Origin of the sequence: Denitromonas iodatirespirans (genome assembly GCF_018524365.1) — a bacterium.
Lineage (GTDB): Bacteria > Pseudomonadota > Gammaproteobacteria > Burkholderiales > Rhodocyclaceae > Nitrogeniibacter > Nitrogeniibacter iodatirespirans.
The window spans coordinates 48,884-73,927 of the sequence record NZ_JAEKFT010000007.1 but is presented as its reverse complement, the minus strand read 5'-3'; the positions used below and the strand labels follow the sequence as shown (position 1 = coordinate 73,927).

Genomic DNA, 25,044 nt, shown 5'->3' with positions numbered 1-25,044 from the left:
CGCGAAAGCCTGCTGAAGTCCGCGGATTCCTTCGACACACGTTCTTGAGGAGGGAGACACCATGAGCGCATCTCACATCAAAGTTCCCGCCGGCGGCGAGAAGATCGTTCCCGGCCAGACCGTCCCGGATCATCCGATCATCCCCTTCATCGAAGGCGACGGCATCGGCGTGGACATCACCCCGGTGATGATCAAGGTGATCGACGCCGCCGTGCAGAAAGCCTACGGGGGCGAGAAGAAGATCCACTGGATGGAAGTCTTCGCCGGCGAGAAATCGACCCAGCTGTATGGCCCCGACGAATGGCTGCCCCAGGAGACCTTCGACGCGCTGCGCGAATACTCGGTGTCGATCAAGGGGCCGATGACGACCCCGGTCGGCGGTGGTATCCGCTCGCTCAACGTGGCGCTGCGCCAGGAGCTCGATCTCTACCAGTGCGTGCGGCCGGTGCGCTACTTCAAGGGCGTGCCCTCGCCGCTGAAGGACCCCTCCAAGACCGACATGGTGATCTTCCGTGAGAACACCGAAGACATCTACGCCGGCATCGAATGGCAGGCCATGAGCGATGGCGCCAAGAAGGTCATCGCCTTCCTGCAGAACGAGATGGGGGTGACCAAAATCCGCTTTCCGGACTCCTCGGCCATCGGCATCAAGCCGGTGTCCAAGCAAGGCACCGAGCGCCTGGTGCGTGCCGCCATCAAGTACGCCGTTGCCAACGACCGTGCCAGCGTCACGCTGGTGCACAAGGGCAACATCATGAAGTTTACCGAGGGCGGCTTCCGCGACTTCGGCTATGCCCTGGCCAAGAACGAATTTGGTGCGACCGAGATCGACGGCGGCCCGTGGTGCAAGTTCGCCAATCCGAACACGGGTCGCGAAATCATCGTCAAAGACGTGATCGCCGATGCCTTTCTGCAGCAGATCCTGCTGCGTCCGGCCGAATACGACGTGATCGCCACGCTCAATCTGAACGGCGACTACGTCTCCGATGCGCTCGCCGCCCAGGTCGGCGGCATCGGCATTGCCCCGGGGGCCAACATCTCCGACCAGTGCGCGGTATTCGAAGCCACCCATGGCACGGCGCCGAAATATGCCGGGCTGGACAAGGTCAATCCGGGCTCGTTGATCCTCTCCGCCGAAATGATGCTGCGGCACATGGGTTGGGTCGACGCGGCGGACCGGGTCATCAAGGGCATGGAAGCGGCGATCGGCGACAAGGTCGTGACCTACGATTTCGCCCGATTGATGGACGGGGCGACCGAGGTCTCCTGCTCGGCTTTCGGCGATGCGATGATCGAGCGCATGTGAGGCGCAGAACACGACAAGGCCAACCCCGCTGCGGCGGGGTTTTTCTTTTGCTGGGTGTCGCATGTCATATGGAAATAGCATGTGCAGATGTGTATGATGCGGCCCCATCACGGGGTTTCCTGAGGCACACCGTGCGAAGCGCACGGATGTCTGAAAGGCCCGCGCATTGTCCACCCTATCTAGCCGAGAGGTCTGTCCATGAAGTCGTCCCTGATCACCGCGGCATTGTCCGCCCTGCTGTTGTCTGCCTGCGCCACGACATCGGAGCATGCCGCCGCTCCATCGGCCGCCGAGCCGACACGTGCTGCCAGCGCGGTGCCGGAAAAGACGGCGATGCAGCTGCTCGCCGCCGAACTGGCCGGGCTGAAAGACCTGGGGCTGGGCGTCGAGATGGAGGGGGACAGCGCACGGGTGACGCTGCCGGGCACCATGACCTTCCGCTCGGGGCGCAGCGAGCTGAACGCGGGCGCCAACGATGCGCTCGACAAACTGGCCGGCGCGCTGGCGACCGTACCGCAGGTGCATGCCCTCATCGTCGGGCACACCGACAGCGCAGGCGACAATGCCTACAACCAGCGCTTGTCCGAGGCGCGGGCCGCGGCCGTGGGCCGTGCCCTGGTCGAGCGGGGCGTGGCCGAAGAGCGCCTGTCGTCCGAAGGGCGGGGCGAGGATGAGCCGGTGGCCGACAATGCCACGCGCGAAGGCCGGGCGGCGAACCGCCGGGTCGAGCTGATGATCGGCGCGAACTGAGCGGCCCACCTTACCCAAACGACAACGCCGGCGCATGCCGGCGTTGTCGTTGGTGGCGCTGTGCGCTTTAGATCAGGCCGTCGAACAACTGGACGGCGACCGCGTCGCCTTCGGCGACGTCGGCCTGTGCCTCGGGCAGCACGATGAAGCAGTTGGCGTCGGACATCGAGCGCAGCACGCCCGAGCCCTGTGCGCCGGTCGGTGCCACCGCCCAGCCCGCGGGCTCCGCCTGCACGATGGCACGCACGAACTCGCGCCGGCCGGGGCGTTTGCGGATCGTGGCGGTGCATCGCGCCGCCAGCAGCGGCCGTGCCGGCAGCGGGCTGACGCCCATCAGCGCCAGTAGCGCGTCCTGCACGAACTGGTAGAAGGTCACCATCACCGCGACTGGATTGCCGGGCAGGCCGAACAGCCAGGTCTTGTCGAGCTTGCCGAAGGCCATCGGCCGGCCGGGCTTGATGTTGATCTTCCAGAAAGCGACCTGACCGAGCCGGTTGACCATCTCCTTGATGAAATCCGCCTCGCCCACCGAGACCCCGCCGGAGGTCAGGATCACGTCGGCCGCGGCGGCGGCATCGCGAAACGCTGCCTCCAGCATGTCGGGCCGGTCGGGGATGACGCCCATGTCGAGCACCTCGCAACCGAGCCGGGTCAGCGCGCCATACAGGGTGTAGCGGTTGCTGTCGTAGATCTGGCCGGGCGCCAGTGGCTTGCCGATCGACGCCACCTCGTCGCCGGTGGAGAAGAAGGCGACCCGCAGGCGGCGATAGACGGTGACTTCGGCGATGCCCAGCGAAGCGATCAGGCCCAGCTCGGCCGGGCCGATGCGCTTGCCGGCGCACAGCGCAGGCTCGCCCTGGGCCAGGTCTTCGCCGGCGCGGCGGATGTTCTGGCCCGCCTTGCGCCCGACCGGAATCTGGACCGTCTGCTTGTCGGCCTGAATCACCTCTTCCTGCGGCACGATGCAGTCGGCGCCGCGCGGCACCATCGCCCCGGTCATGATGCGCACGGCCTGGCCGGGGCCGACGATGCCGGAGAAGGCATTGCCGGCGAAGGCGGTGCCGACGATGTTCAGTGTGGCGCCGGAGGTGCAGTCGTCGGTGCGAATGGCGTAGCCGTCCATGGCCGAGTTGTCGTGGGCCGGCACATTGTGCGGTGCGATCACGTCTTGCGAGAGGACGCGACCGAGCGCGCCGCGAATGGCCACCTGCTCCCAGCCGTGCACCGGCTTCAGGCCGTCATGAATGAGCGCGTAGGCTTGCTCGACATCGAGCGCGGCGCGGGCGGTGGTGTCGGCGGGTGTGGTCATGGTGAGCGTCCCGGGTGGTCTGGCAATAAGGGCGGAAGGCGTGTTGCACTGCGTTCAGCTCAATAGTAGGCAATCCTGGCTGAAAGCACCATCCGGCGCGGGTTTTCGCTGCGTTGACAATCGAGTCGGTGGGCGTATGCTGAGGTTTCGATCGCGCCGGCCCCCGGCGGGCGCGTGAGGGAGAATCATAACGGGCGTATGTTCGAAGTGTGCCGCTGCCGGATGGCTGCGAGGCACGTTTTTCGGTCCGTCAGAGACCCGTCGCCCGAACTCAACCAAGTCAGGAGGAGTCGGCCGATGTTGAAGTCTCTCCACATCGATCCCGCCAAATGTACCGGCTGTCTGCAATGCGAGATGGCCTGTTCATACGAGCATCATGGGGTCTTCAATCCGTCCAAGTCGCGGATCAAGGTATTCAATTTCGAGGATGAGGGCCGCAAGGTCCCCTACACCTGTACCCAGTGCGCCGAAGCCTGGTGCATGAAGGCCTGTCCGGTCGATGCGATCCAGCTCGATGCGGCCACCGGCGCCAAGGTGGTCCATGAAGATATCTGCGTGGGCTGCAAGGTGTGCACCATCGCCTGTCCGTTCGGCACCATCAACTATGTTCACGACTCGGGCAAGGTCCAGAAGTGCGACCTGTGCGACGACAATCCGGCCTGTGCGGCGGCCTGTCCGACCGCGGCGATCACCTATATCGACGCTGACTGGACGGGCCTGGACAAGATGCGCCAGTGGGCGGCCAAGGCCAACACCAACACCGGCGCTGCGGCGGCTTGAGGAGGACATATCATGGGCTGGGCCAGAAAAATCCTGCGCGTGAACCTCACCGAAGGCACGTGCACTTCCGAGCCGCTGAACATGCAATGGGCCGATGAGTATCTCGGCTCGCGCGGTCTGGCGAGCAAGTATCTGATCAGCGAGATCGACCCCAAGGTCGATCCCTTGTCCCCCGAGAACAAGATGATCATGTCCACCGGTCCGCTGACCGGCACCATGGCGTCGACCGGCGGGCGTTACACGGTGGTCACCAAGGGCCCGCTGACCGGCGCCATCGCCTGTTCGAACTCGGGCGGCTTCTTCGGTGCCGAGATGAAGTTCGCCGGCTGGGACATGATCATCTTCGAAGGCAAGTCGCCCAAACCGGTGTATCTGTTCGTCGAGAACGACCGGGCCGAGTTGCGCGATGCGGCGCACCTGTGGGGCAAGACCTGCTGGGAAACCGAAGAGACCATCAAACAGCAGCATCAGGACCCGCAGATCCGCGTCTCCTCGATCGGCCGCGCCGGCGAAAACCAGGTGCTGTTCGCCTGTGTGGTCAATGACCTGCACCGGGCGGCCGGGCGTTCCGGCGTGGGTGCGGTGATGGGGTCTAAGAACCTCAAGGCGGTGGCGTTGCGCGGCACCAAGGGCGTCGGCGGCATCAAGGACTTCAAGGGCTTCATGGCGGCCACCATCGCGGCCAAGAAGGTGCTGGCCGACAACGCGGTGACCGGCCAGGGCCTGCCCAAATACGGTACCCAGGTGCTGATGAACGTGATCAACGAGATCGGTTCGTTGCCGACCCGCAATCACAAGGACGTGCAGTTCGAGGATGCGGCCAAGATTTCGGCCGAGGCCATGCACGAGAAGCGCGAGTCGGACGGCAAGTCGCAACTGGTGACCAATGCCGCCTGTTTCGGTTGCACCATCGCCTGCGGGCGGATTGCCGAGATCGACAAGGGGCACTTCACGGTGGTGAACAAGCCCGAGTACTGGGGCGCCTCCGGCGGCCTGGAATACGAAGCGGCCTGGGCGCTGGGCGCCGCCAACGGGGTCGGCGACCTCGAAGCGCTACAATACGCCAACCTGCTGTGCAACGAAGACGGCATGGACCCGATCTCCTTCGGCGCGACCATCGGCGCGGTGATGGAGCTGTATGAAATGGGCGTGCTCACGAAAGAGCAGATCGGTGTCGACGCACCCTTCGGCTCGGCCGAGGCACTGGCACGGCTGACCGAGATGACCGCCCATGGTGAAGGCTTCGGCGTCGAGATCGGTCAGGGCTCCAAGCGGCTGTGCGAGAAGTACGGGCATCCCGAGTTGTCGATGACGGTCAAGGGCCAGGAGTTCCCGGCCTACGACGCGCGCGGCATCCAGGGCATGGGTCTGACCTACGCCACCTCCAACCGTGGCGCCTGTCATCTGCGCAGCTACACCGTGGCCTCCGAGGTGCTGGGCATCCCGGTCAAGACCGATCCGCTGGTCACCGAGGGCAAACCGGAGCTGGTCAAGGCCTTTCAGGACGCCACCGCGGTCTTCGATTCGGCGGGCATCTGCGTGTTCACCTCCTTCGCCTGGACACTGGCCGATGTGCAGCCACAGCTGCAGGCGGCCTGCGAGGGCGACTGGTCGATGGACAAGCTCAACCTGGTCGGCGAGCGTATCTGGAACATGGAGCGGCAATTCAACATGGCGGCGGGCTTCACCCGCAAGGACGACGACCTCCCGCCACGCTTGAAGACCGAGCCTGCCAAGACCGGGCCGGCCAAGGGGCTGGTGAGCGGCATCGACAAGATGATCCCGGAGTACTATCAGGCTCGTGGCTGGACGCCGGAAGGCGTGCCGACCGAGGCGACTGTCGCCCGGCTCGGGCTCTGACCCTGGTCTCGGCCCGAGCGCCGGTCGCAGCCTTGCTGCGGCCGGCTTCGCTTGCTGTCGGCCCGTTGCCGCCTCTGGCGGACGGGTCGATGTCGTGTATGAGGAGCGCCCGATGAACTATCTGATTCTCGGCAATGGTCCGACCGGGGTGATCGCCGCCGAAACGCTGCGTCAGGCCGATCCGGACGGCCGCATCGTCATGGCCGGTTGCGAAGATGCGCCGCCGTACTCGCGCATGGCCATCCCCTACCTGCTCGAAGGCAACATCCAGGAGTCCGGCACGTATCTCAGAAAACGCGCCGGCCATTTCGCCGCGCTCGATATCCAGCAAAAGGCCGCCCGTGCGGTGTCGGTCGATACCGCGCGCCAACGGGTGCTGTTTCACGATGGCAGCTTTGAAGACTACGACCGCTTGCTGGTGGCCACCGGCTCGCACCCGGTGCGCCCGCCGATTCCCGGTATCGACCGCCCGCAGACCCAAACCTGTTGGACGCTCGAAGATGCCCGCGCCATCGCGGCATTGACCAAGCCCGGCAGCCGGGTGCTACAACTCGGTGCCGGTTTCATCGGTTGCATCATCATGGAAGCGCTGGCCAAGCGCGGGGTGGACCTGACGGTGGTCGAGATGGGCGACCGCATGGTGCCGCGCATGATGACGCCGACCGCCGGCGCCATGATCAAGCGCTGGGTCGAGTCCAAGGGCATCGCGGTGCGCACCTCGGCCGGCGTCGAGCGCATCGACACCGGCAGCGGCGATGCACCGCTCGATGTGACGCTGTCCACCGGCGAGCATCTGGCTTGCGACGTGGTCATCGTCGCTGCCGGCGTGGCGCCGAACGTCGGCTTTCTCGAAGGCACCGGCGTGCATGTGGCCAAGGGCGTGATCGTCGATGCGCGCATGGAAACCTCGGTGCCGGGCATCTACGCGGCCGGCGACGTCGCCGAGGCGCCGGACCTGTTCACCGGGGCGCATCTGGTGTCGGCGATCCAGCCCAACGCGGCCGACCAGGCGCGTATCGCCGCGCTCAACATGGCCGGCGGCCAAGCTTGCCTGCCCGGTGTGCTGGCCATCAACGTGCTCGACACGCTGGGCCTGATCTCGACCTCCTTCGGCCAGTGGTGGGGCGACAAGGACGGCGAAGGCGTCGAGCGCTGCGACGAGGCGGCCTACCGCTACATCAGCCTGCAGTTCAAGGGCGATGTGCTGATCGGCGCCACCGCCATCGGCCTCACCGACCATGTCGGTGCGTTGCGCGGGATGATCCAGGGCAAACTGCATCTGCGTCACTGGAAGGATCGCCTGCTGGCCAACCCGATGGCCTTCTTCGAAGCCTATGTGTCGGCGACCCAATCGACGAGTCTGTTGCGGGCGGTGGCATGAAATTGAAGTTCAAGCTCTTCGCTTCGCTGGTCGACTATCTGCCACCCGAGCGCAAGGGCAATATCGTGGAGCTCGACCTGCCGGCCGGGACCACCATCCAGTCCGTCATCGAGCAGCACCAGGTGCCCGAAAGGTGCGCGCACCTGGTGCTGGTCAACGGTCGCTTCATCCCTCCCGCCGAGCGGCCGGCGCATGTGCTCGAAGACAACGACGAACTGGCCATCTGGCCACCGGTCGCGGGGGGCTGAGTTTGGCCTTTACGCCGCCGTCACTGGACGAGTTCTCACGCGAAGTGGGCGCCAGTGCGCAAGAATTCGAACGCAGCCTGCATGCCGCCTTGCCCGGCGGGGTCGAATCGCTGGGGAACGGCAGCTTTCGGGTGAGCTCGGGCGATGTCTGCCTGGAGATCACGGCCGCGCCACAGGCGCCGCGGCGCATCGGCCTGTTTGCGCTGCCGGTACTGCAGACCCATTTCCGGTTCCTGTCGGGCGCGCGGGAGGCGCGGGCAGCGCTCATCGCGCGGCTCGACCGCGCCATGCAACGCGGCGGAGGCTGAACCATCTTGGGCGGATTCTCACAGGCCTTTGCCGAGGCCTTCGTCCTGCTGTGGCGCTTCGACGCGCAGGTGCTCGAGATCGTCCTGCGCTCCTTGCAGGTGAGCTCGCTGGCCGTGCTGATCGGCACCGCCGTCGGCCTGCCGCTGGGCGCCTGCCTGGCGGTGGGGCAGTTTCCCGGCAAGCAGACCGCCGCGGTCATCATCAATGGCTTCATGGGTCTGCCTTCGGTCGTGGTGGGCGTGGTGGTTTATCTGGCGCTGTCGCGCTCCGGGCCGATGGGCGAATTCGGCCTGCTGTACACGCCATCGGCGATGGTGATTGCCCAGGTGGTGCTGGTGGTGCCGCTGATGGCCGCGATCGCCCGCCAGGTGGTCGAAGATGCCTGGCGCAACTACCAGGAGGAACTGGCCGCGCTGCGCTTCGGCTGGTGGGACACCGTGCGGGTGCTGCTGCATGATTGCCGCTTCTCGCTGTCGGTGGCGGTGCTCGCCGGGCTCGGCCGGGCGATGTCCGAAGTGGGCGCGGTGATGATCGTCGGCGGCAACATCGATCGCGCCACGCGCGTCATGACCACCGCCATCGCGTTGGAGACCAGCAAGGGCGACCTGCCGTTGGCCATTGCGCTGGGCATCGTCCTGCTGGTGCTGATCCTGCTGCTCAACGCGGGGGCCTTCGCCCTGCGCACCACCGTGATGCGACGTTTCGAATGAGCCTGTTTCCGCTGCAGCTGCGCGATGTGACGTTCCGCCCCAACGGGCGTGCCGTGCTCGACGGGGTCGACCTGACCCTCTCGGGCGAAGGCATCACGGTGGTGCTCGGTCCCAACGGGGCGGGCAAGAGCGTGCTGCTGCGCACCCTGTGCGGGCTGATCCCGCCGACCGGCGGGACGCTGGACTGGGGCGGCGGCGCCTTCGACCCGCTCGCCGTCGGCATGGTCTTCCAGCACCCGGTGATGCTGCGCAGCTCGGTAATCGACAACATCGCGCTGGGCTTGGTGCCGCGCGGCGTGGGCGCGCGCGAGCGGCGCCTGGCAGGGATGGCGATGTTGCAGCAGATCGGTCTGGCCGACCGTGCCAACGACAACGCCCGGCAGCTGTCGGGCGGCGAGCAGCAACGCTTGGCGCTGGGGCGGGTGTGGCTGACCCGGCCGCGCCTGCTGCTGCTCGACGAGCCGACCTCGAGTCTCGACCCCTCGGCGGTCGAAGCGGTGGAGCGGATCGTGCGGCAGATACGCACCGAGGGGACGAAAATCTTGATGACGACGCACAACCTGGGACAGGCAACCCGCCTCGCGGATGATATTGTCTTTCTGGCCGATGGGCGGGTGCGTGAACACGTGCCGGTGCGCCGCTTCTTTTCCCAGCCGGCCTCGGCAGAGGCGCGGCAGTTCATCCAAGGAGAACTCCCATGGCATCTGGCGTTCTGAAGCGCCTCATTCCTGCGCTGGCACTCAGCGCGGCTGCACTGACCGTGCAGGCGGGCGAATCCATCACGCTGGCGTCGACCACCTCCACCGAGAACTCCGGCCTGTTCGGCTACATCCTGCCGATCTTCGAGAAGGCCAGCGGCATCCAGGTCAACGTGGTGGCGCTGGGCACCGGGCAGGCGCTCGACGTGGGCAAGCGCGGCGATGCCGATGCCTTGCTGGTGCACGATCGCGCCAAGGAAGAGTCCTTCGTCGCCGAGGGCTACGGCGCTTACCGCAAGGACGTGATGTACAACGACTTCGTCATCGTCGGCCCGGCCGCCGATCCGGCCGGTGTGGCCGGCGCCAAGACGGCCGACGAGGCCTTTGCCAAAATCGCCGACAGCGGCAGCACCTTCGCCTCGCGCGCCGACCGCAGCGGCACGCACGCGGCCGAGCTGCGCTTCTGGAAAGCCGTGGGCAAGGACCCGGAGGGCAAGCCCTGGTACAAGGCCTCCGGTTCCGGCATGGGCGCCACGCTCAACATGGCGGCCGGCGTCGGGGCGTATACGCTGAGCGACCGCGGCTCCTGGGCCAACTTCAAGAACCGCCAGGATCTGAAGATCCTCTTCCAGGGCGACCCGCAACTCTACAACCCCTACGGCGTGATCCTGATCAACCCGGCCAAGCATCCGCATGTCAAGAAAGCGGCGGCTGAGCGCTTCATCGACTGGATCACCTCCGATGCCGGCCATCAGGCCATCGCCGACTTCAAGCTCAACGGCGAGCAGCTGTTCTTCCCGCTGAAGGCCAAGTAAGCCCGCAATGTGCCGCCTGGGTGTGCTGTTGATCGCCGGTGCACCCCTCTGCGTGTCGGCGCAGGGGCCGGCGGGAGGGCCGCCGCCGGCGGCCTTCGCCGCCTGCGTGAACCAGCCGGCCGGGGCGGCGTGTGCCTTCGATGCGCCGCACGGCGAGGTGCGCGGCAGTTGTCGCCGCATGCGCGAGCCGGCACTGGTGTGCGTGCCGGGCGACGGGCCGCGCGGCGCGATGCGCCCGGATGGCACCGCCGGCCGGCCGCCGGGGGCCTCCTCGCCGGGCGGTTCTTCTCCGGAGCTCGTGATCGCCAGCCGTGCGGCAGGCGCCACGCGGGTGAGCGGCCGTCTGCCGGATACCGGCCAGGGCAGTTGCTTCGACGACGCCCGCCCGATTCCCTGTCCGCCACCAGGCGCCGCCTACTACGGCCAGGATGCCCACTACCTGGGTGCGCCGCGCGACTATCGCGACAACGGCGACGGCACGCTGAGCGATCGTGTCACCGGTCTGATGTGGCAGCAGGGGCACAACGCGCAGCGGCGCGATTTTCCGTCGGCCCAGGCCGCCTGCACGGCGCTGCGCCTGGGCGGGCATGATGACTGGCGCCTGCCGAACATCACCGAACTGTTCTCGCTGGCCGACTTTGCCGGGGTGACCGGCCGGCGCGCCTTCATCGATCCGCGCTTTGCGCTTTCCGCCCCCAGCGCCGATGTGTTGCGCGGCGACCGTTTCGCCGCCACGCACCGGCCCGAGATGATGGGGCAGACCTGGTCCGCCACGCGTTACCGCGGCGATCACTGGGACCGGCCGGGTGAAGAGGCGGCTTTCTTCTTCAACTTTCTCGACGGGCGCATCAAGCAGGCCCCCACGGCTGCCGGTGGCCCGGCCCTGTTCTACCGCTGCGTGCGTGGCGCGCCCTGGGGGGACAACGACTTTGCGGCCAATGGCGACGGCACGGTGAGCGACCGCGCCTTCGGCTTGATGTGGCAGCAGGCCGATGACGGGCAGCCGCGCGACTGGCGCGCCGCGCTGGCCTACTGCGAGACCCTGCGCCTGGCCGGCCATGAGGACTGGCGGCTGCCCAACGCCAAGGAGTTGCAAAGCCTGGTCGACTACGGCCGCCCGGCGCCGGCCATCGATACGTCAGTGTTCCGCATCGCCGATCCGCGCGGTTGGTTCTGGACGTCGACCACCCATGGCGAGCAGCCGAGCGAGGCGGTGTATGTGTGCTTCGGCAAGTGCACCAGCGTCGATGGTGTGGACGTGCACGGCGCCGGCGGTCAGCGCAGCGACCCCAAGGCGGGAGAGGCGTCGCGCTATCGCGCGGGGCGGGGCGGCCAGCAGGACGAGGTGAGAATCCGCAACTACGCGCGCTGCGTGCGCCCAGCGCCGTGACGGGGGCCTAGGCGGCCGGCAGCACCCGGTTGCGGCCGCCGTGCTTGGCCTGGTAGAGGTAGCTGTCGGCTTCGGCGATCATCTTCTCCACGCTGCCGGCGGCGAGCGTGTCGCTCAAGCCCATGCTCATGGTCACGCGCAGCTGCGGATGCACCTCGTGCCACGGATGGATTTCGATCGCCAGGCGAAGCTTCTCGCAGCAGTGGGCGGCCTGCGCGAGCGTGGATTCGGGAAACAGGATGACGAACTCCTCGCCGCCGTAGCGTGCCACCAGGTCGGCCTTGCGCGTGCCGTCGCGCAGCAGCACAGCCACGCGGCGCAGCACCTCGTCGCCCACCGCGTGCGAGAAGTCGTCGTTGATCTGCTTGAAGAAATCGAGGTCGCCGACCATCACCGACAGCGGATGGCCGTAGCGCATCGCCTGCTGGTACAGGCTGTTGGCCTGCTCGTCGAAATGGCGGCGGTTGAACAGGTCGGTGAGCGGATCGCGGATGCTCAATTCCTTGAGCCGGGCGGATTGGCTGGCGGTCAGTTCGGCATATTCACGCAGGTCCCGGTGCGCCTGGGTCAGTTCGGCGTTCATGGCATTAAAGGCCTGTGCCAGTTCGCCGATCTCATCGCCCGAGCGAACCGTCACCTGGCGCGGCAGTTCGCGATTTTTCTGCATGCCGCGGATGGCGTGTGTCAGCAGTTGCAGGCTGGTGCTCATGCGCCGGCCCATCAGCAGACCGAGCGCCAGCGCCAGGACCACGGCGACCGCCATGCCGGTGAGCAGCGCCTGGCGCATGGCGGCGAGGTAGTCTTCGTCGCGTCGGGTGAGCACCGGTTCGCCCTGCGGTGAGGCGAGCAGTTCGACACGGTCGCCCACACGAATCGGCCGCGCCGTGGCGCGCACTTCCGGCGGGGCCAGCGTGCCCTCGGGCAGACCGTCCAGGCCTTTCAGGATGCGGCCTTGCGGGTCCATGATCAAAAAGTGAAAGGGCGGTGCGCCGCGGCGATCGAAGCCCTGCCGTGGCCGCGGGGCATCGCCCGGCATGGGCGGGCGGTGGCGTTGGCGGACGAACTCGGGGAAGGGCTGGTAGCGTGTGGCCTCCGCCCAGCTGCCGTAGCGCTGCAGGTAGGCGAGCGCGTCGGCGCTGAAGTGGGCGAAGGCTTCGTCCATCACCGACTGTTGGAAATCGCGCATCAGCATCCAGTGGGCGATGCCGCCGAGCGACAGCGTGGAGGCCAGACCGGTCACCAGGAGCGCGGCGGTCAGTTTTCTTTGCAAAGGCGGCATGGGAAGGATGGGGCTGCGATTCGACGGCACACTATACCGCGCGTGCGCACCGGCATCCGACCAAAAAAAGCGGGGCCCCGGCCGCGCGGATGCGCATGCCGGGGCCCCGACAGTCCGCCCGGAGGCGATCAGTTGGTGATGATCTCCGGACCCATCATCAAGGTCGGCAGCCAGGTCGAGACCCAGGGCACGTAGGTGACGATGATCAGGAACAGGAACATGATGGCGACCCACGGCATGGCCGCCTTGACCACGCTCATCACCGACATCTGGGCCACGCCCGCGGTCACGAACAGGTTGAGGCCGACCGGTGGCGTGATCATGCCGATCTCCATGTTCACCACCATGATGATGCCCAGGTGGATCGGATCAATGCCCAACTGGATGGCGATCGGGAAGACCAGCGGCGCGACGATGATCAGCAGGCCCGACGGCTCCATGAACTGGCCGCCGATGAGCAGGATCACGTTGACCACGATGAGGAAGGCGATCGGCCCGAAGCCGGCCGACAGCATGGCCTCGGTGATGGCCTGCGGGATGCGCTCCTCGGTCAGCACATGCTTGAGGATGATCGCGTTGGCGATCACGAACATCAGCATGATGGTCAGTTTGCCGGCTTCGAACAGGGTGTGCTTGGTGTCCGGATGCCAGAACACCTGCACGGCCTTCAGCAGCGGGTTGCGGCGGTTGTTTTCGTCGGCGAACGGCCCCATGTCTTTGTAGACATAGTTGGCGATCAGGAACGCGTAGATCGCTGCCACCGCGGCCGCTTCGGTCGGGGTGAAGATGCCGCCGTAGATCCCGCCGAGGATGATGATGATCAGGAACAGGCCCCAGGAGGCATCCCTGGCCGCCTCGCCGACTTCACCCCAGCCGGGGAAGGGCTGCGCGGGGAGGTTCTTGACCCGGGCGGCGATGTAGATGGCGATGATCAGCATCAGACCGGCGATCAGGCCCGGAACGACACCGGCCAGGAACATGCGGCCGACCGACACGTCGGTGGCGGCCGAATACACCACCATCACGATCGACGGCGGGATCAGGATGCCCAGCGTACCGGCGTTGCAGATCAGGCCGGCGGCGAATTCCTTCTTGTACCCTGCCTGCACCATGCCGGCGATGACGATCGAGCCGATGGCGACGACGGTGGCCGGCGAGGACCCCGACAAGGCCGCGAACATCATGCACGCCACCACCGAGGCAATGCCCAGGCCGCCACGGATGGAGCCGACCAGTGCGATGGCAAAGCGGATGATGCGGTTCGCTACGCCACCGGTCGACATGAAACTGGAGGCGAGGATGAAGAACGGAATCGCCAGCAGCGTGTAGTGCCCGTCAAAGGTGGTGAACAGCGTTTGCGCAACCGAGCCCAGCGAGGCGTCGGAGTGATACATCAGGAACAGGACGCTCGACAGACCGAGCGAAATGGCGATGGGCACGCCAATCAGCATGAAGCCGATGACCATGCCAAAGAGGATCGCGATATCCATCGGTCAGTGCTCCTTTTTATTGTTCTGTGCCGCGCTGCTCATCTTGGCGATGGCGCGATCCGAGTTGTGATGGTGGCCGTCGGAATGGGCGTCGGCCGCTTCTTCGATCATTTCCTCGACTTCATGCGCCGCGATGATCGAGTCGCGCTGGTTGGTCAGCACTTGGTAGCCGGCCTGCAGTAGACGCAACACCAGCAGGGCCATGCCCAGCGGCAGGGCGAAGTAGGGCACGAAGCGCGGCATCTTCTCGTAGGCCTCGCCCTCGTTGATGATCGGGCCGATCCAGGCCAGGATGCTTGGCATCGGGATGTCATCGGTTTCCATCCAGATCCGCTCGGTGGCAAACGGATACCAGTATTCCCAGGCGCCCTTGAGCAGCAGCAACGCGAAAAGCAGGCTGGAGGCCACCGCGAGCACGGCGAAGACTTTCTTCACGGGTGGCGGGAGCAGGTTGATGACGACGTCCACCCCGATGTGAAAGGTCTTCTTTACACCGTATGCGGCACCGACGAGCACCAGCCAGGCGAACAGGACAACCGTGACCTCCAGTGCCCACAAGATATTGCTGTTGAAGACATAACGCGCGACCACGTTGGCGAACGTGATCAGTGTCATGAATCCCAGTATGACCGCGATGAACGTCTCTTCGACGTTTTCCACCATCTGGGAAAATCGGCTCGGTTCTCCAGTCATTTCCCTCTCCGTTTGTTCTCAAGGTTGGGCCAAAAATATGCGCGGGGAGCGAGGCTCGCCGCGCATACGGATGGCGCAAGAATGGGGCACCGTCGTGCCCCGGCGGGCTTAACCCTTGTTGGCCTTCTGCGCCGCTTCCATCAGGTCGGCTCCGATGTCGCCCTCGAATTTCTTCCACACGGGCTTCATGGCATCGACCCAGGCCTGACGCTGGGCGTCGGTCAGGGTACGGATCACGGTGCCGGTGTCGGCGACTTTCTGACGGTTCTCCTCGTCGACCTTCTTCACCGCGGCGTTACGCTCGGTGGTGACTTCGCCGAGAATCTTCAGGAACTGTTCGCGCACGTCCGGCTTCAGGCCCTTGAGCCATTCGGTCGAGGTGACCACCAGGTAGTCCAGCACGCCGTGGTTGGTCTCGGTGATGCCGTCCTGCACTTCGAAGAACTTCTGGCCGTAGATGTTGGACCACGGGTTTTCGCAACCGTCGATGGTGCCGGTCTGCAGCGCGCCGTACACTTCGCTGAAGGCCATCTTCTGCGGGTTGGCACCGAGTTGCTCGAACTGGGCCACCAGCACGTCGGAGGCCTGCACGCGGAACTTCAGGCCCTTGGCGTCTTCCGGCTTGATCAGCGGCTTGTTGGCCGACAGCTGCTTCATGCCGTTGTGCCAGAAGGACAGCCCCGTCAGACCGCGGCGGCTCATCGACTCCTTCAGTTTCTGGCCGTCGGCCGAGTTCTGGAAGCGGTCGACCGCGTCGATGTCCTTGAACAGGAAGGGCAGATCGAAGAGACGGAACTTCTTGGTGAATTTCTCGAACTTCGACAGCGACGGCGCGGCCAGTTGCACATCGCCGCTGAGCATCGCCTCGAGCACCTTGTCGTCGTTGTAGAGGCTGGAGTTCGGATACACCTGCATGCAGGCCTTGCCGTTCATCTCCTCATTGACACGCTTGGCCAGCAACTCGGCGGCGATGCCCTTCGGGTGCTTGTCGGTGTTGGTCACATGGCTGAACTTGATGACGACTTCGCCCGGATCGCACGCGCCTTCGGCCTGGACCAAACCCGTTTGACCCGCCATGACAGCGGCTGCAGCTACTGCGATGAGATGTTTGCGCATTTGTACTCCTCCACAACATTATTTAGGTCATGCCCGGATCGTTTTTTGAACCCGTCCGGACCTGCCACCAAGGCTGGTGACCACCTCGGGTCACGCCAAGCCCGCTTTGAAGCATTGGGCCCGAGCATAGTGGTGCAAAGCGCCTCGCAGGTGAATACGTAATGTCACTTACGAGGTATAGCGGACTTTTCGGCGGTTTGCCGGCGATGCGGCGTTGTCCCGGACATGCAATGTCCTGGATCAAGCGATGGCATCGGACAACGGTGGCGACGCTCTGCCCGGCCATCAGGGGGCGGCCATCGAGAGCAGCGCGGCTGCCACGCCGACCAGCGATTCGCCGGCGATCAGGCCCGCCGAGGCGGCGATGGCGAAGCGAGCGGCCAGCGACGGCCGGAGCCAGCCGAGCAGCGCCACCAGCAGCGCACCGAGACACATCATGATCGACACCGAGGCCGGAATCACGAAGGCCAAACCGAGGGCCACCGGGCTCGGCAGCCAGCGGCGCAGGCCCTCCGGCAAGACGTGTTCGGCCGTGCCGATGGCCATGCCGGCCAAGGCGCCGTAGAGCATCGCCAGCCGCGCGCTGGCGGGGACGGCATCGAGTCCGCCGGCCAGGGTTTCGGCCACCGCCTTCCAGGTCGCCACCGCCGGGGCCGGCCACTGCTCGCTGATCAGCAAGGCTGGATCGGGGATCAGCGACAGATACACCACCACCCCGACCACACTGCCGGTGAGCACGCCGACGCATTGGGCAATGGCCTGCCGGCCCGGGTGTGCGCCGATGCCGTAGCCGGTGCGAAAGTCATTGAGCAGGTCGGCGCACTGGCCGGCTGCGCCGCCCGCGACATTGGCGGCCATCAGATTGGTCACGGCCTGGCCGGGCGCCAGCACGCCGAAGCCCAGTTGCGACACTTTGCCGATGGCGCCGATCGGCGGGATGCCGGTGTCGCCCACCACCCGCGTGGCCACCGTCGCCAGCAAGATGGCGAAGGGTACCGCCAGCACGGCCAGCGGCAGGGGAATGTCGAAGAGCGCGATCTGCAGCGTCACGGTCAGCACGGCGGCCAGTGCCAGCCCGCTCAGCGGCCCCCAGTGCGGCCGGCCGAGCGGGGGGCCGGTCCATGCGGCGCGCTGGCTTGCCAGGGCTCGCAGTGCGCCGACACCCTGCAGGGCGAAACTGCTCAGGCTGGCGGCCACCATCAGGCTCACGCCGGGCCACAGCAGCCATTCCACCAGCGGGCCGAAGAGGCTGCTGGTCGCACCGGGCGGGGCCACGACCTGGCCGCCGGCAAGCAGCCCGGGGGCGATCAGCCCCCAGGCCAGCAGCGCACCGGCGAGCAGCGACAGACCGACCCGCAGGCCGATGATGCCGCCGAAGCCGAGCAGCAGCATCGAGGGTTCGAGCGCGAAGGTGAGCTGGCCGAGCCACGGGGTTGGCGCCCACTTGGGCAGGGTGGTCACGAAGGCGTCCACCGCCTTGAGCGCCGCCGAGCCCAGCCCGGCAATGCCCAGTACCGCGATCCGCCGCAGCGCTTCGCGGCCATGGCCGAAGACGTCGTTGAGCGTCTCCAGTGTGGCCACGCCGGCCGGAAAGCGCAGCCCGGCACGCACCACCAGCAGCGGGCGCAGATACCAGGCCACCCAGATGCCGAGAAAGCTCACCGCGAACACCCAGGCCATCATCGGCCCCATCGGCAGCGAGGTGCCGGTGATCAGCGCATGGGCAGGGATCGGTGCGACCAGCCCGCCGGAGATGATCGAGGCCGCCGACGAGGCGGTGGTCTGGCTGATGTTGCTTTCCTTGATCGACCAGTCCGGGCCGCCGGTGGCAGCGGTGAGCGAGCGCCAGAAGCCGAAACCGAGCAGCAGCGCGATGATCGACATATTGAACGACCAGCCGATCTTGAGACCGGCATAGACGTTGCACGGGGTCAGCGCGGCGCCCAGCAGCAGGCCGGTGAGCAGGGCGCGCAGGCTCAGTTCGCGTTCTGAAGGCATGGTCGGGCCGGCAATGACATGCCTTCAGGATACACACGGGGGCGAGACGATCAAGCGCGCCCGGCCGGCGCGCCCGTGCTCAGGCGGCGGCGCGCAGCTGGGCCGCGGCAAGCGCGCCGTCGATGTCGGCGAGCAGATCGTCGATGTCTTCGAGCCCGGCCGAGAGACGCACTAGCCCGTCGGGGATCTGCGCCGCCTCGCGCTCTTCGGGGGTGTAGGTGGAGTGGGTCATGCTGGCCGGATGCTGGGCCAGGGTCTCCGCGTCGCCCAGGCTGACCGCGCGGGCGATCAGCTGCAGGCCGTTCATGAAGCGCCGCCCGGCCTCCAGGCCGCCCTTCAGTTCGAAGGCGATCATGCCGCCGAAGCGCGTCATCTGCCGGCAGGCCAGCGCGTGATGCGGATCGCTCTCCAGGCCGGGGAAATACACCCGGGCCACGGCCGGATGGGCGGCGAGGCGGCGGGCGATGAGCTCGGCGTTCTCGCAATGGCGCTCCATGCGCAGCGCGAGCGTCTTGAGCCCGCGCATGATGAGCTGCGCGTCATTCGGCGAGAGCACCGCGCCGGTCATGTCCTTCAGGCCTTCGAGGCGGATGCGCCCGGCCAGCTCGGCGTTGCAGGCCACGATGCCGGCGGTGACATCGCCATGTCCGTTGAGGTACTTGGTGGCCGAATGCACCACCACATCGGCGCCCAGCATCAGCGGCTGCTGCAGATAGGGCGTGCAGTAGGTGTTGTCGACCACCATCAGGGCGCCGGCGCCATGGGCGATCTCGCTGCAGGCGGCGATGTCGATCAGGCGCATGTTGGGGTTGGCCGGGGTTTCGGCATACACCAGCCGTGTCTTGGCCGAGATGGCCCGCGCCAGCGCCTGCGGGTCGGTCATGTCGATGCGAGTGACCGTCACGCCGAAGCGCTGCAGGCCGTGCATGAAGAAGGCGTGGGTGCAGCCGTACAGCGTGCGGTCGGTGATGATCTCGTCACCCGGTTGCAGCAGCGTCCAGCAGGTGGCGGTGATGGCGCCCATGCCCGAGCCGAAGGCCACGGCCGCCTCGGCGTTTTCCAGTGTGGCCATGCGCTGCTCGAGCAGCGCCAGGGTGGGGTTTGAGATGCGGGTATAGATGTGCCCCCCGGCCTCGCCGGCAAAGCAGGCGGCGCCGTATTCGGCGCTGTCGAAGGCGAAGGTCGAGGTCTGATAGACCGGCGGCACCAGCGCGCCGTGATGATCGCGCGGATCGTAGCCGTGGTGGATGGCGCGGGTGGCAAAACCTTGGGGGCGGGTCGAATGCGGCATGGGGGCTTCCTGTGGACTCGGGGGGCCGGCTGGCCATGCGTCTACTTTAGCTACCCGCGACTGTCGAAAATTGCCGAAATCGTGCGCCGTATGGTTTAGTGTGCGCACGAAAACACATCGAATGGAGTTTGTCGTGGAAGGATTTACCCATGGATAAGGTCGATGCAAAGATCCTCTCTGCCCTGCAGGACGATGCGCGCATGACCGTCGCCGAGTTGTCCGAGCGCGTGGCGCTGACCTCGTCGCCGTGCTGGCGGCGGGTCAAGGCGCTGGAAGAGACGGGGGTGATCCGCGGCTACCATGCCGAGCTCGACCCGCGCCGCCTCGGCTACGACGTGACCGCCTTCGTGAACGTGATGCTCGAGAATCACCGCGCGGATCTGGGCGACTCGTTCGAGATCGCGGTGCAGGGCATCCCGCAGGTGGTGGCTTGCCACAACGTGTCGGGCCGTTACGACTTCATGCTCGAAGTGGTGGCCCCCGACCTGGAGGCCTTCGGCGAATTCGCCCGCAATGTGCTGCGCACGCTGCCGGGGGTGAAGGAGATCTACTCGAGCTTTTCGCTCAAGTCGATCAAGCGCACGCGCAGCATTCCGATTCCCCCGGCTTGAGTCTGCGGCGGGCCGGCGGATGGCCGCCGGTCGTCAGCAGGTGTTGCCCGAGGCGGGGTCGATACGGCACAGGCTGGCGGCGTCGGTCGCGTTCGGGGTATCGAGTCCGGTACGGACGGCGTCGGCAAAACCGGCCGGATCGCCCAAGTGGGCGCTGATGTCGATGACCCGCAAGCTTCCGTCTCGCGCCAGCACCACGGAGGGGTAACCCCGCAAGCCGAGGCGCGCCATGTCACGCTGTGTCGCTTCGATATGGGGGGCGACCTGAGCCGCGGCCTGGTGCATCTTGGCCTCGAAATCCGCCGCGTCGAGGCCGAGATCGGCGGCGATCCGGCGCAGCACGGCGGCATCGGCAATGCGTTCGCCCGCCACATAGTGCGCCTGTTGCAGCCGTGCGAGCATGGTCAGCGGGGCGACGCCGGCCAGCTCGGCCGCGAGAATGGCCTGGATCGGCGGGGTCGAGTCGAGCACTGCCGTGTTGTCGCACAGCAAGCCGTTGACATACGCATCGCCAAACGGCTGCCCCGTGAGGGCCGCGATGCGCTGATCATGAACAGAGACGTAGGCGCGCAACGCGGCATCGACCGGGCGGCGCCGCGCGCCACTCATCATGCCGCCCGCATGCAGGCGCAGCCGGATGCCGGGCAGCCCGGCCGCTGCTTGCATGAGCGGGGCGGCGCCATAGCACCACCCGCACAGCGGGTCGAAATAGTAGTGCAGGGTCACCACTTCATTTCCCCAATCACCACTTTGGCGCCGATGTCGAGCGACATGCTCGGCGGCAGCGTCGGGTAGGCACGCTTCATCGCGTCGATCAGCGCCGCGCTGTCCTTGGCTTGTTGGGCTTCAGCGTCGAAGCGCAGCAGATAGTCGCGGGTGAAGTCGATGGCGGCCACCGAGTCGATCGGCGTACCGGCGGCCATGTGACCGGGCACCACGATGGCCGGCTGCAGGGCTTTCATCTCGTCCAGTTGTGCCACCCAGGCCTGGCGTTGAGCGACGGTCGGCGTGTCTGCGGTCCACACATGTTCGTTGCCGACGACGGCGATGTTTCCGACCACAGCGCGCAACGACGGCACCCAGTAGTAGGGGCGGTGGGCCAGTTTGCCGCTGGCGCCGCGCAACGCGATGGTCTGGCCGTCGATGGTGAGCGTGTTGCCGCTCAAGGGCGTGGGCAGCACCGGGTGCTGCGGAGCGTTGGTGCCCATCTTCGGCCCCCAGAAGCTCAGCTTGGCGGGCAGCTTGGCCTTGATCTTGTCGAGCACGGCGGGCGCGGCGACCACCGCCGCGTCGGGGAAGATCGACTTCAGCGTCTCGACGCCGAAGTAGTAGTCCGGATCGGCCTGGCTGACCAGGATGGTGGTCAGGCGCTTGCCGCTGTCGAGCACGTTGGCGGCAATGCGAAGGGCGTCGGCGCGGGTGAAGCCCGCGTCGATCACGATCGCTTCGGTGGTGCCGGTGATGAGCACCGAATTCACGTTGAAGCTTTCCGGGCCTGCGTTGTAGACCTTGAGCTGGAGCGGTTCGTCGGCGTGGGCGGCGGTGATGCCGAGTGTCAGCAGGGCGGTGGCGATGAGCTTGCGTTGCATGTCTCTGATCCTTTTGGGGTGAAGCCCGGGGGCGGGCTCATGATGGGTCGGATGAGACGCACTATAGGGTCGTGAAGCGGACGAATAAACCGCATAAAATGGCCATGACTGTTTCAAATGGCGAACATATCCATGGATAGACTGACCGCGATGCGGGTGTTCCGCGAAGTGGCACAGAGCGGCAGCTTCACCGCCGCGGCCGATCGGCTCGACATGTCGCGCGCGATGGTGACGCGCTATGTCACGACGCTGGAGCAGTGGCTGGAGGCGCGCCTGCTGCAGCGAACGACGCGCCGTGTCACGCTGACCGATGCCGGTGAGCAGTGTTTGCGCCGTTGCCTGCAGGTGCTCGAACTGGTCGACGAGGTCGAGGCGGCGGCGCAACCGGCTGCCGGCGAATTGCACGGGCAGTTGCGGCTGACCTGTTCGATGTCTTTCGCCATCGCGCATCTGGCGCAGGCGGTGGCCGATTTTCTGGCGCAGCATCCGCGACTGACGATCGATCTGGACGTGGCCGACCGAGCGCTCAACCTGATCGATGAACGCATCGATCTGGCCGTCCGTATCACCGCCGACCCCGCCCCCGGCCTGGTGGCCCGGCCATTGGCGCGCTGCCGGTCAATGCTGGTGGCCGCACCAAGCTATATCGCCGCCCACGGCCTGCCCGACACGCCGTCTGCGCTGGCCGCGCACGCGGGCCTCAGTTACACCAACTTCGGCAAGAGCACTTGGCGATTCAGTCGTGGCGCACAGCGCGAAGCGGTCAGCGTGCGTACGCGCTTTACCGCCAACGAGGCGACCGTGCTGTTGCAGGCGGCCATTGCCGGCGGCGGTATTGCCTTGCAGCCGGTCTATCTGGTCGGTCCGTACCTGGCGGACGGCAGGTTGGTGCAGGTGCTGCCCGACTGGCAGGTGCCGGAACTCACCATCTATGCGCTCTATGCCTCGCGCCGGCACCTGTCGCCGGCGGTGCGCGCGTTGCTGGACTATCTGGTCGAGCGCTTCCGCAACACGCCGTGGTGAGGGGCGCGCGCGGTGGTGTGCGTGGTTGGCGCAAACAGGGGCTGCTGCGCCGTGCGGGTTCGCTGAGGGCGCGGTGCTACTCGGTATCGAACCCCAGCAGCCGCTCCTCGATGATGCGCTGCGCCACCGTCTCCGGCACGTCGCCTTCCCAGGCGCCACGGCCGCTGCGCAGCCCGGCCAGCACGTCGGCCACGTCGATGTGCAGATGGCTGTCGTCATGGGGTTGCACCGCCAGCAGCTTGTCGTTTTCCTTGAGGTGGGCCAGCAGATGGCGCAGCTTGGCCGGCACCGCCACGTTATCGAGCGTCACCAGATCGGCCGCTTCGCTGCCACGCGGCCGCGAGGGGTAGACATAGACATGGGTGTTGTCCGGGAAGAGCTTGCCGAAGGCTTCCAGGATGCCGCCCTCCAGGCCCTCGTAGTACTGCTCGTCGAACAGGAAGGCGAAGTCACGCACCGACAGCACGATGCCGATCGGCTTCTGGGTGTAGCGGCGCAGATAGGCGCGCAGGCGGAAGAAGCGCAGGTAGTCGGAGATCATCACCGTGTAGCCCTGCGAGGCGAGCAGATCGATGCGCGCCAGGAAGTCGGCGCCATCCACGTTGTCGCCGGTCACCAGCGAATTCATGGTGATCTCGGCCAGCGACACGATCTCGGCCTCGTCCACCGCCGCCAGCTGGCTGAACTGCTTCTGGCCGGCGCACATCATGTCCACGTTCACCAGCGTCACCGGCTTGAAGCTGCCGCGCATCACCATCACCGGCTTGCGGTACAGCAGCTCGCCCGGCACCACGACTTCGCCGGCGGGGTTGAAGACCACCGCGCGGGTCAGCCAGCTGCGGATCAGGTGCAGGTTCATGAGGCGGTTCTCCACCTCTTCGAAGTAGGGGCCGGAGAAGTGGATCACATCCACCTCGATGCGCTCCGAGCCCAGCCCGTCGGCCAGGCTCTCGACGATCCACTCGGGGTTCTGGAAGTGGTTGAAGGCGCCGTGGATCAGGTTCACGCCGAGGATGCCCAGCGCCTCGGACTGCAGCGCGTTGTCGTTGTCGAGCATGCGCACATGCATGATCACGTCGCTCGGCTCGGCGCCCGGATGCAGCTGCAGGCGGATGCCGACCCAGCCGTGGCACTCGTTCTTCTGCTTGAAGCTGCGCGCCGTCACCGTCGCCGCATAAGCGAAGAAGGTGGTGTTCTTGGCCCGCACATGGGCCAGCCGCGCCACCACCTGGCTGAATTCCTTGTCGAGCATCTGCAGCAGCCGCGCGCGGCTCACGTAGCGGTCGACATGTCCGTAGATGTCATCGCTCACCGCCATGTCGTAGGCCGACATGGTCTTGGCGATGGTCCCCGCCGCCGCGCCCACCGAGAAGAAGCGCCGCGCCACTTCCTGGCCCGCCCCGATCTCCACGATGGAGCCGTACTTGAGCTTGTCGAGGTTGATGGAGAGGGCTTTCTGGTCGGTGGTGAGGGTGGTGTCGCGTTTGCGCATGGCGGAAATCTCGGCGTATCCGGTGGGGCCCCGAGTTTACACCGATGACCGCGCCGAGCGGACAGGCGTCGGCGCGTGGAGAAATGGGCTGGGTTCGAACAAGAAGAGCCCGCTTGCGCGGGCTCCGGTGTGCTGAGGAAGACGATCGTTGGTGTCAGTCGGCTTTCCAGCGACGGCGCAGCATGACGGCCATGCCCAGCAGGCCGAGGCCGACCAGCGGGATGCTGGCAGGTTCGGGTACGTCGCAGGCCGGGGCGCCCGGTTGGCCGCAGCCAAGAACGTCGCCCGTGATCGTGAAGATGCCGTCCATGTTGGGGTTGCCGAGCGACCATTCGGCCGAGGGGTTGGCAATCGGCGTCCAGCTGAACTGATAGTCGCCGGGGGTCAGTCCGGTGAACAATGCGCCCTGCCAATGATCCACGCCACCGAAGCACATCGGATCGGTGCCGACCAACGGCTGGGACGCCGGGTTGGGGAATGGGGAGCATGTGGTGAAGAAGTTGGTGACGCCATCGACCAAGCCTGCTGGCTTGCCACCGGTGAATGTCGGGCTGGGGCCAACGCCGGCACCCAGTGTGAAGGCGACGGTGGTCGAGGCAAATGGATTGCCGTTCACCCCCACCAGATTCATGCTGCCTTCGAGGTGGTGCGATGAGGTGCCGTGGTTATAGGTGCCCAACCAGACGATGACCGAGCCAGGTGTGCCGCCACCTTCGTAACCGATGGATGTTGCGTGTGCGGAGACGCGCTCCGCGACCGTAGCTGTCCCCAGCATGGTCAGTGCCAGGGCGATGAATTTCATCTTTGACATGGGTGTCCTCCTCTCTTGTTCGCTTGGGGCTGTAATCGAGTGAGCTACGGCGAAAGTCGTGCAAGTCCCGGGCCAAAGTTTGCAAGCGATTGTTT

At 66.3% G+C, this 25,044-nt stretch carries 24 protein-coding genes; 13 read left to right on the top strand and 11 right to left on the bottom strand.

Features of this window, described 5'->3' with window-relative positions; all coding sequences use genetic code 11:
- The first annotated feature begins 61 nt into the window (after window positions 1-61).
- Entirely contained in the window at window positions 62-1,306 is a 1,245-nt protein-coding gene (gene icd, locus I8J34_RS08325) for an NADP-dependent isocitrate dehydrogenase (RefSeq protein WP_214360936.1), read from the top strand.
- 198 nt (window positions 1,307-1,504) lie between these two features.
- On the top strand, window positions 1,505-2,056 hold the full coding sequence (locus tag I8J34_RS24950; RefSeq protein ID WP_214360935.1) for an OmpA family protein: 552 nt from the start codon (window positions 1,505-1,507) through the stop codon (window positions 2,054-2,056).
- 67 nt (window positions 2,057-2,123) lie between these two features.
- Here the strand turns inward: I8J34_RS24950 and moeA are convergent, their stop codons facing one another.
- Window positions 2,124-3,365, bottom strand: coding sequence for a molybdopterin molybdotransferase MoeA (moeA, locus tag I8J34_RS08315; protein ID WP_214360934.1), 1,242 nt, complete (start codon window positions 3,363-3,365; stop codon window positions 2,124-2,126).
- A gap of 297 nt (window positions 3,366-3,662) precedes the next feature.
- On the opposite strand from moeA, the gene I8J34_RS08310 reads away from it, so the two are divergent.
- The 9 genes from I8J34_RS08310 (at window position 3,663) to I8J34_RS08270 (ending at window position 11,556) form a co-directional block, all read left to right on the top strand.
- A complete protein-coding gene (locus I8J34_RS08310) occupies window positions 3,663-4,145 on the top strand; it encodes a 4Fe-4S dicluster domain-containing protein (RefSeq protein ID WP_214360933.1) in 483 nt (160 codons plus the stop codon).
- Window positions 4,146-4,157: 12 nt separating this feature from the next.
- Window positions 4,158-6,005: an aldehyde ferredoxin oxidoreductase family protein gene (locus I8J34_RS08305; protein ID WP_214360932.1), complete on the top strand. Its 1,848-nt coding sequence runs from the start codon at window positions 4,158-4,160 to the stop codon at window positions 6,003-6,005.
- A 112-nt stretch (window positions 6,006-6,117) separates the two neighbouring features.
- Entirely contained in the window at window positions 6,118-7,386 is a 1,269-nt protein-coding gene (locus I8J34_RS08300; protein WP_214360931.1) for an NAD(P)/FAD-dependent oxidoreductase, read from the top strand.
- A complete protein-coding gene (locus I8J34_RS08295; RefSeq protein ID WP_214360930.1) occupies window positions 7,383-7,634 on the top strand; it encodes a MoaD/ThiS family protein in 252 nt (83 codons plus the stop codon). Before I8J34_RS08300 ends, I8J34_RS08295 begins: the two co-directional genes overlap by 4 nt.
- Before the next feature lie 2 nt (window positions 7,635-7,636).
- Window positions 7,637-7,942, top strand: coding sequence for a hypothetical protein (locus tag I8J34_RS08290; protein ID WP_214360929.1), 306 nt, complete (start codon window positions 7,637-7,639; stop codon window positions 7,940-7,942).
- A gap of 6 nt (window positions 7,943-7,948) precedes the next feature.
- The gene (locus tag I8J34_RS08285; protein ID WP_214360928.1) at window positions 7,949-8,653 is read left to right on the top strand and encodes an ABC transporter permease; all 705 of its coding nucleotides are present in this window, start codon (window positions 7,949-7,951) and stop codon (window positions 8,651-8,653) included.
- On the top strand, window positions 8,650-9,369 hold the full coding sequence (locus I8J34_RS08280) for an ABC transporter ATP-binding protein (protein ID WP_214360927.1): 720 nt from the start codon (window positions 8,650-8,652) through the stop codon (window positions 9,367-9,369). Before I8J34_RS08285 ends, I8J34_RS08280 begins: the two co-directional genes overlap by 4 nt.
- Complete coding sequence (locus tag I8J34_RS08275) at window positions 9,351-10,166, top strand: ABC transporter substrate-binding protein (protein ID WP_214360926.1); 816 nt, start codon at window positions 9,351-9,353, stop codon at window positions 10,164-10,166. Before I8J34_RS08280 ends, I8J34_RS08275 begins: the two co-directional genes overlap by 19 nt.
- Before the next feature lie 7 nt (window positions 10,167-10,173).
- On the top strand, window positions 10,174-11,556 hold the full coding sequence (locus I8J34_RS08270) for an Lcl C-terminal domain-containing protein (RefSeq protein ID WP_214360925.1): 1,383 nt from the start codon (window positions 10,174-10,176) through the stop codon (window positions 11,554-11,556).
- A gap of 7 nt (window positions 11,557-11,563) precedes the next feature.
- Here I8J34_RS08270 and I8J34_RS08265 read toward each other — a convergent pair whose 3' ends face one another.
- From I8J34_RS08265 to I8J34_RS08240, 6 genes are all read right to left on the bottom strand, one after another.
- On the bottom strand, window positions 11,564-12,835 hold the full coding sequence (locus I8J34_RS08265) for a GGDEF domain-containing protein (protein WP_214360924.1): 1,272 nt from the start codon (window positions 12,833-12,835) through the stop codon (window positions 11,564-11,566).
- Window positions 12,836-12,963: 128 nt separating this feature from the next.
- Window positions 12,964-14,325: a TRAP transporter large permease gene (locus tag I8J34_RS08260; RefSeq protein WP_214360923.1), complete on the bottom strand. Its 1,362-nt coding sequence runs from the start codon at window positions 14,323-14,325 to the stop codon at window positions 12,964-12,966.
- Between the two features lie 3 nt (window positions 14,326-14,328).
- On the bottom strand, window positions 14,329-15,018 hold the full coding sequence (locus I8J34_RS08255) for a TRAP transporter small permease (RefSeq protein ID WP_214360922.1): 690 nt from the start codon (window positions 15,016-15,018) through the stop codon (window positions 14,329-14,331).
- Between the two features lie 108 nt (window positions 15,019-15,126).
- Complete coding sequence (locus I8J34_RS08250; protein WP_214360921.1) at window positions 15,127-16,134, bottom strand: TRAP transporter substrate-binding protein; 1,008 nt, start codon at window positions 16,132-16,134, stop codon at window positions 15,127-15,129.
- Between the two features lie 285 nt (window positions 16,135-16,419).
- Window positions 16,420-18,132 carry an OPT/YSL family transporter gene (locus I8J34_RS08245; RefSeq protein WP_214360920.1) on the bottom strand — a complete coding sequence of 571 codons (1,713 nt, stop codon included), beginning with the start codon at window positions 18,130-18,132 and terminating at the stop codon, window positions 16,420-16,422.
- Window positions 18,133-18,211: 79 nt separating this feature from the next.
- A complete protein-coding gene (locus I8J34_RS08240) occupies window positions 18,212-19,423 on the bottom strand; it encodes a methionine gamma-lyase (RefSeq protein ID WP_214360919.1) in 1,212 nt (403 codons plus the stop codon).
- A gap of 149 nt (window positions 19,424-19,572) precedes the next feature.
- Here I8J34_RS08240 and I8J34_RS08235 point away from each other — a divergent pair, with 149 nt between their 5' ends.
- Window positions 19,573-20,034 carry an Lrp/AsnC family transcriptional regulator gene (locus I8J34_RS08235; protein WP_214360918.1) on the top strand — a complete coding sequence of 154 codons (462 nt, stop codon included), beginning with the start codon at window positions 19,573-19,575 and terminating at the stop codon, window positions 20,032-20,034.
- Between the two features lie 33 nt (window positions 20,035-20,067).
- Here I8J34_RS08235 and I8J34_RS08230 read toward each other — a convergent pair whose 3' ends face one another.
- Both I8J34_RS08230 and I8J34_RS08225 read right to left on the bottom strand, forming a co-directional pair.
- A complete protein-coding gene (locus I8J34_RS08230; RefSeq protein WP_230411758.1) occupies window positions 20,068-20,760 on the bottom strand; it encodes a DsbA family protein in 693 nt (230 codons plus the stop codon).
- A complete protein-coding gene (locus tag I8J34_RS08225; protein ID WP_214360916.1) occupies window positions 20,757-21,623 on the bottom strand; it encodes an MBL fold metallo-hydrolase in 867 nt (288 codons plus the stop codon). The genes I8J34_RS08230 and I8J34_RS08225 overlap by 4 nt, the downstream gene beginning before the upstream one ends.
- Before the next feature lie 132 nt (window positions 21,624-21,755).
- On the opposite strand from I8J34_RS08225, the gene I8J34_RS08220 reads away from it, so the two are divergent.
- A complete protein-coding gene (locus I8J34_RS08220) occupies window positions 21,756-22,646 on the top strand; it encodes a LysR family transcriptional regulator (RefSeq protein WP_214360915.1) in 891 nt (296 codons plus the stop codon).
- 76 nt (window positions 22,647-22,722) lie between these two features.
- On the opposite strand, the gene I8J34_RS08215 is transcribed toward I8J34_RS08220, so the two are convergent.
- Window positions 22,723-24,138: a TonB-dependent receptor gene (locus tag I8J34_RS08215; RefSeq protein WP_214360914.1), complete on the bottom strand. Its 1,416-nt coding sequence runs from the start codon at window positions 24,136-24,138 to the stop codon at window positions 22,723-22,725.
- Window positions 24,139-24,292: 154 nt separating this feature from the next.
- The gene (locus I8J34_RS08210; protein WP_214360913.1) at window positions 24,293-24,949 is read right to left on the bottom strand and encodes a PEP-CTERM sorting domain-containing protein; all 657 of its coding nucleotides are present in this window, start codon (window positions 24,947-24,949) and stop codon (window positions 24,293-24,295) included.
- Window positions 24,950-25,044: the final 95 nt, after the last annotated feature.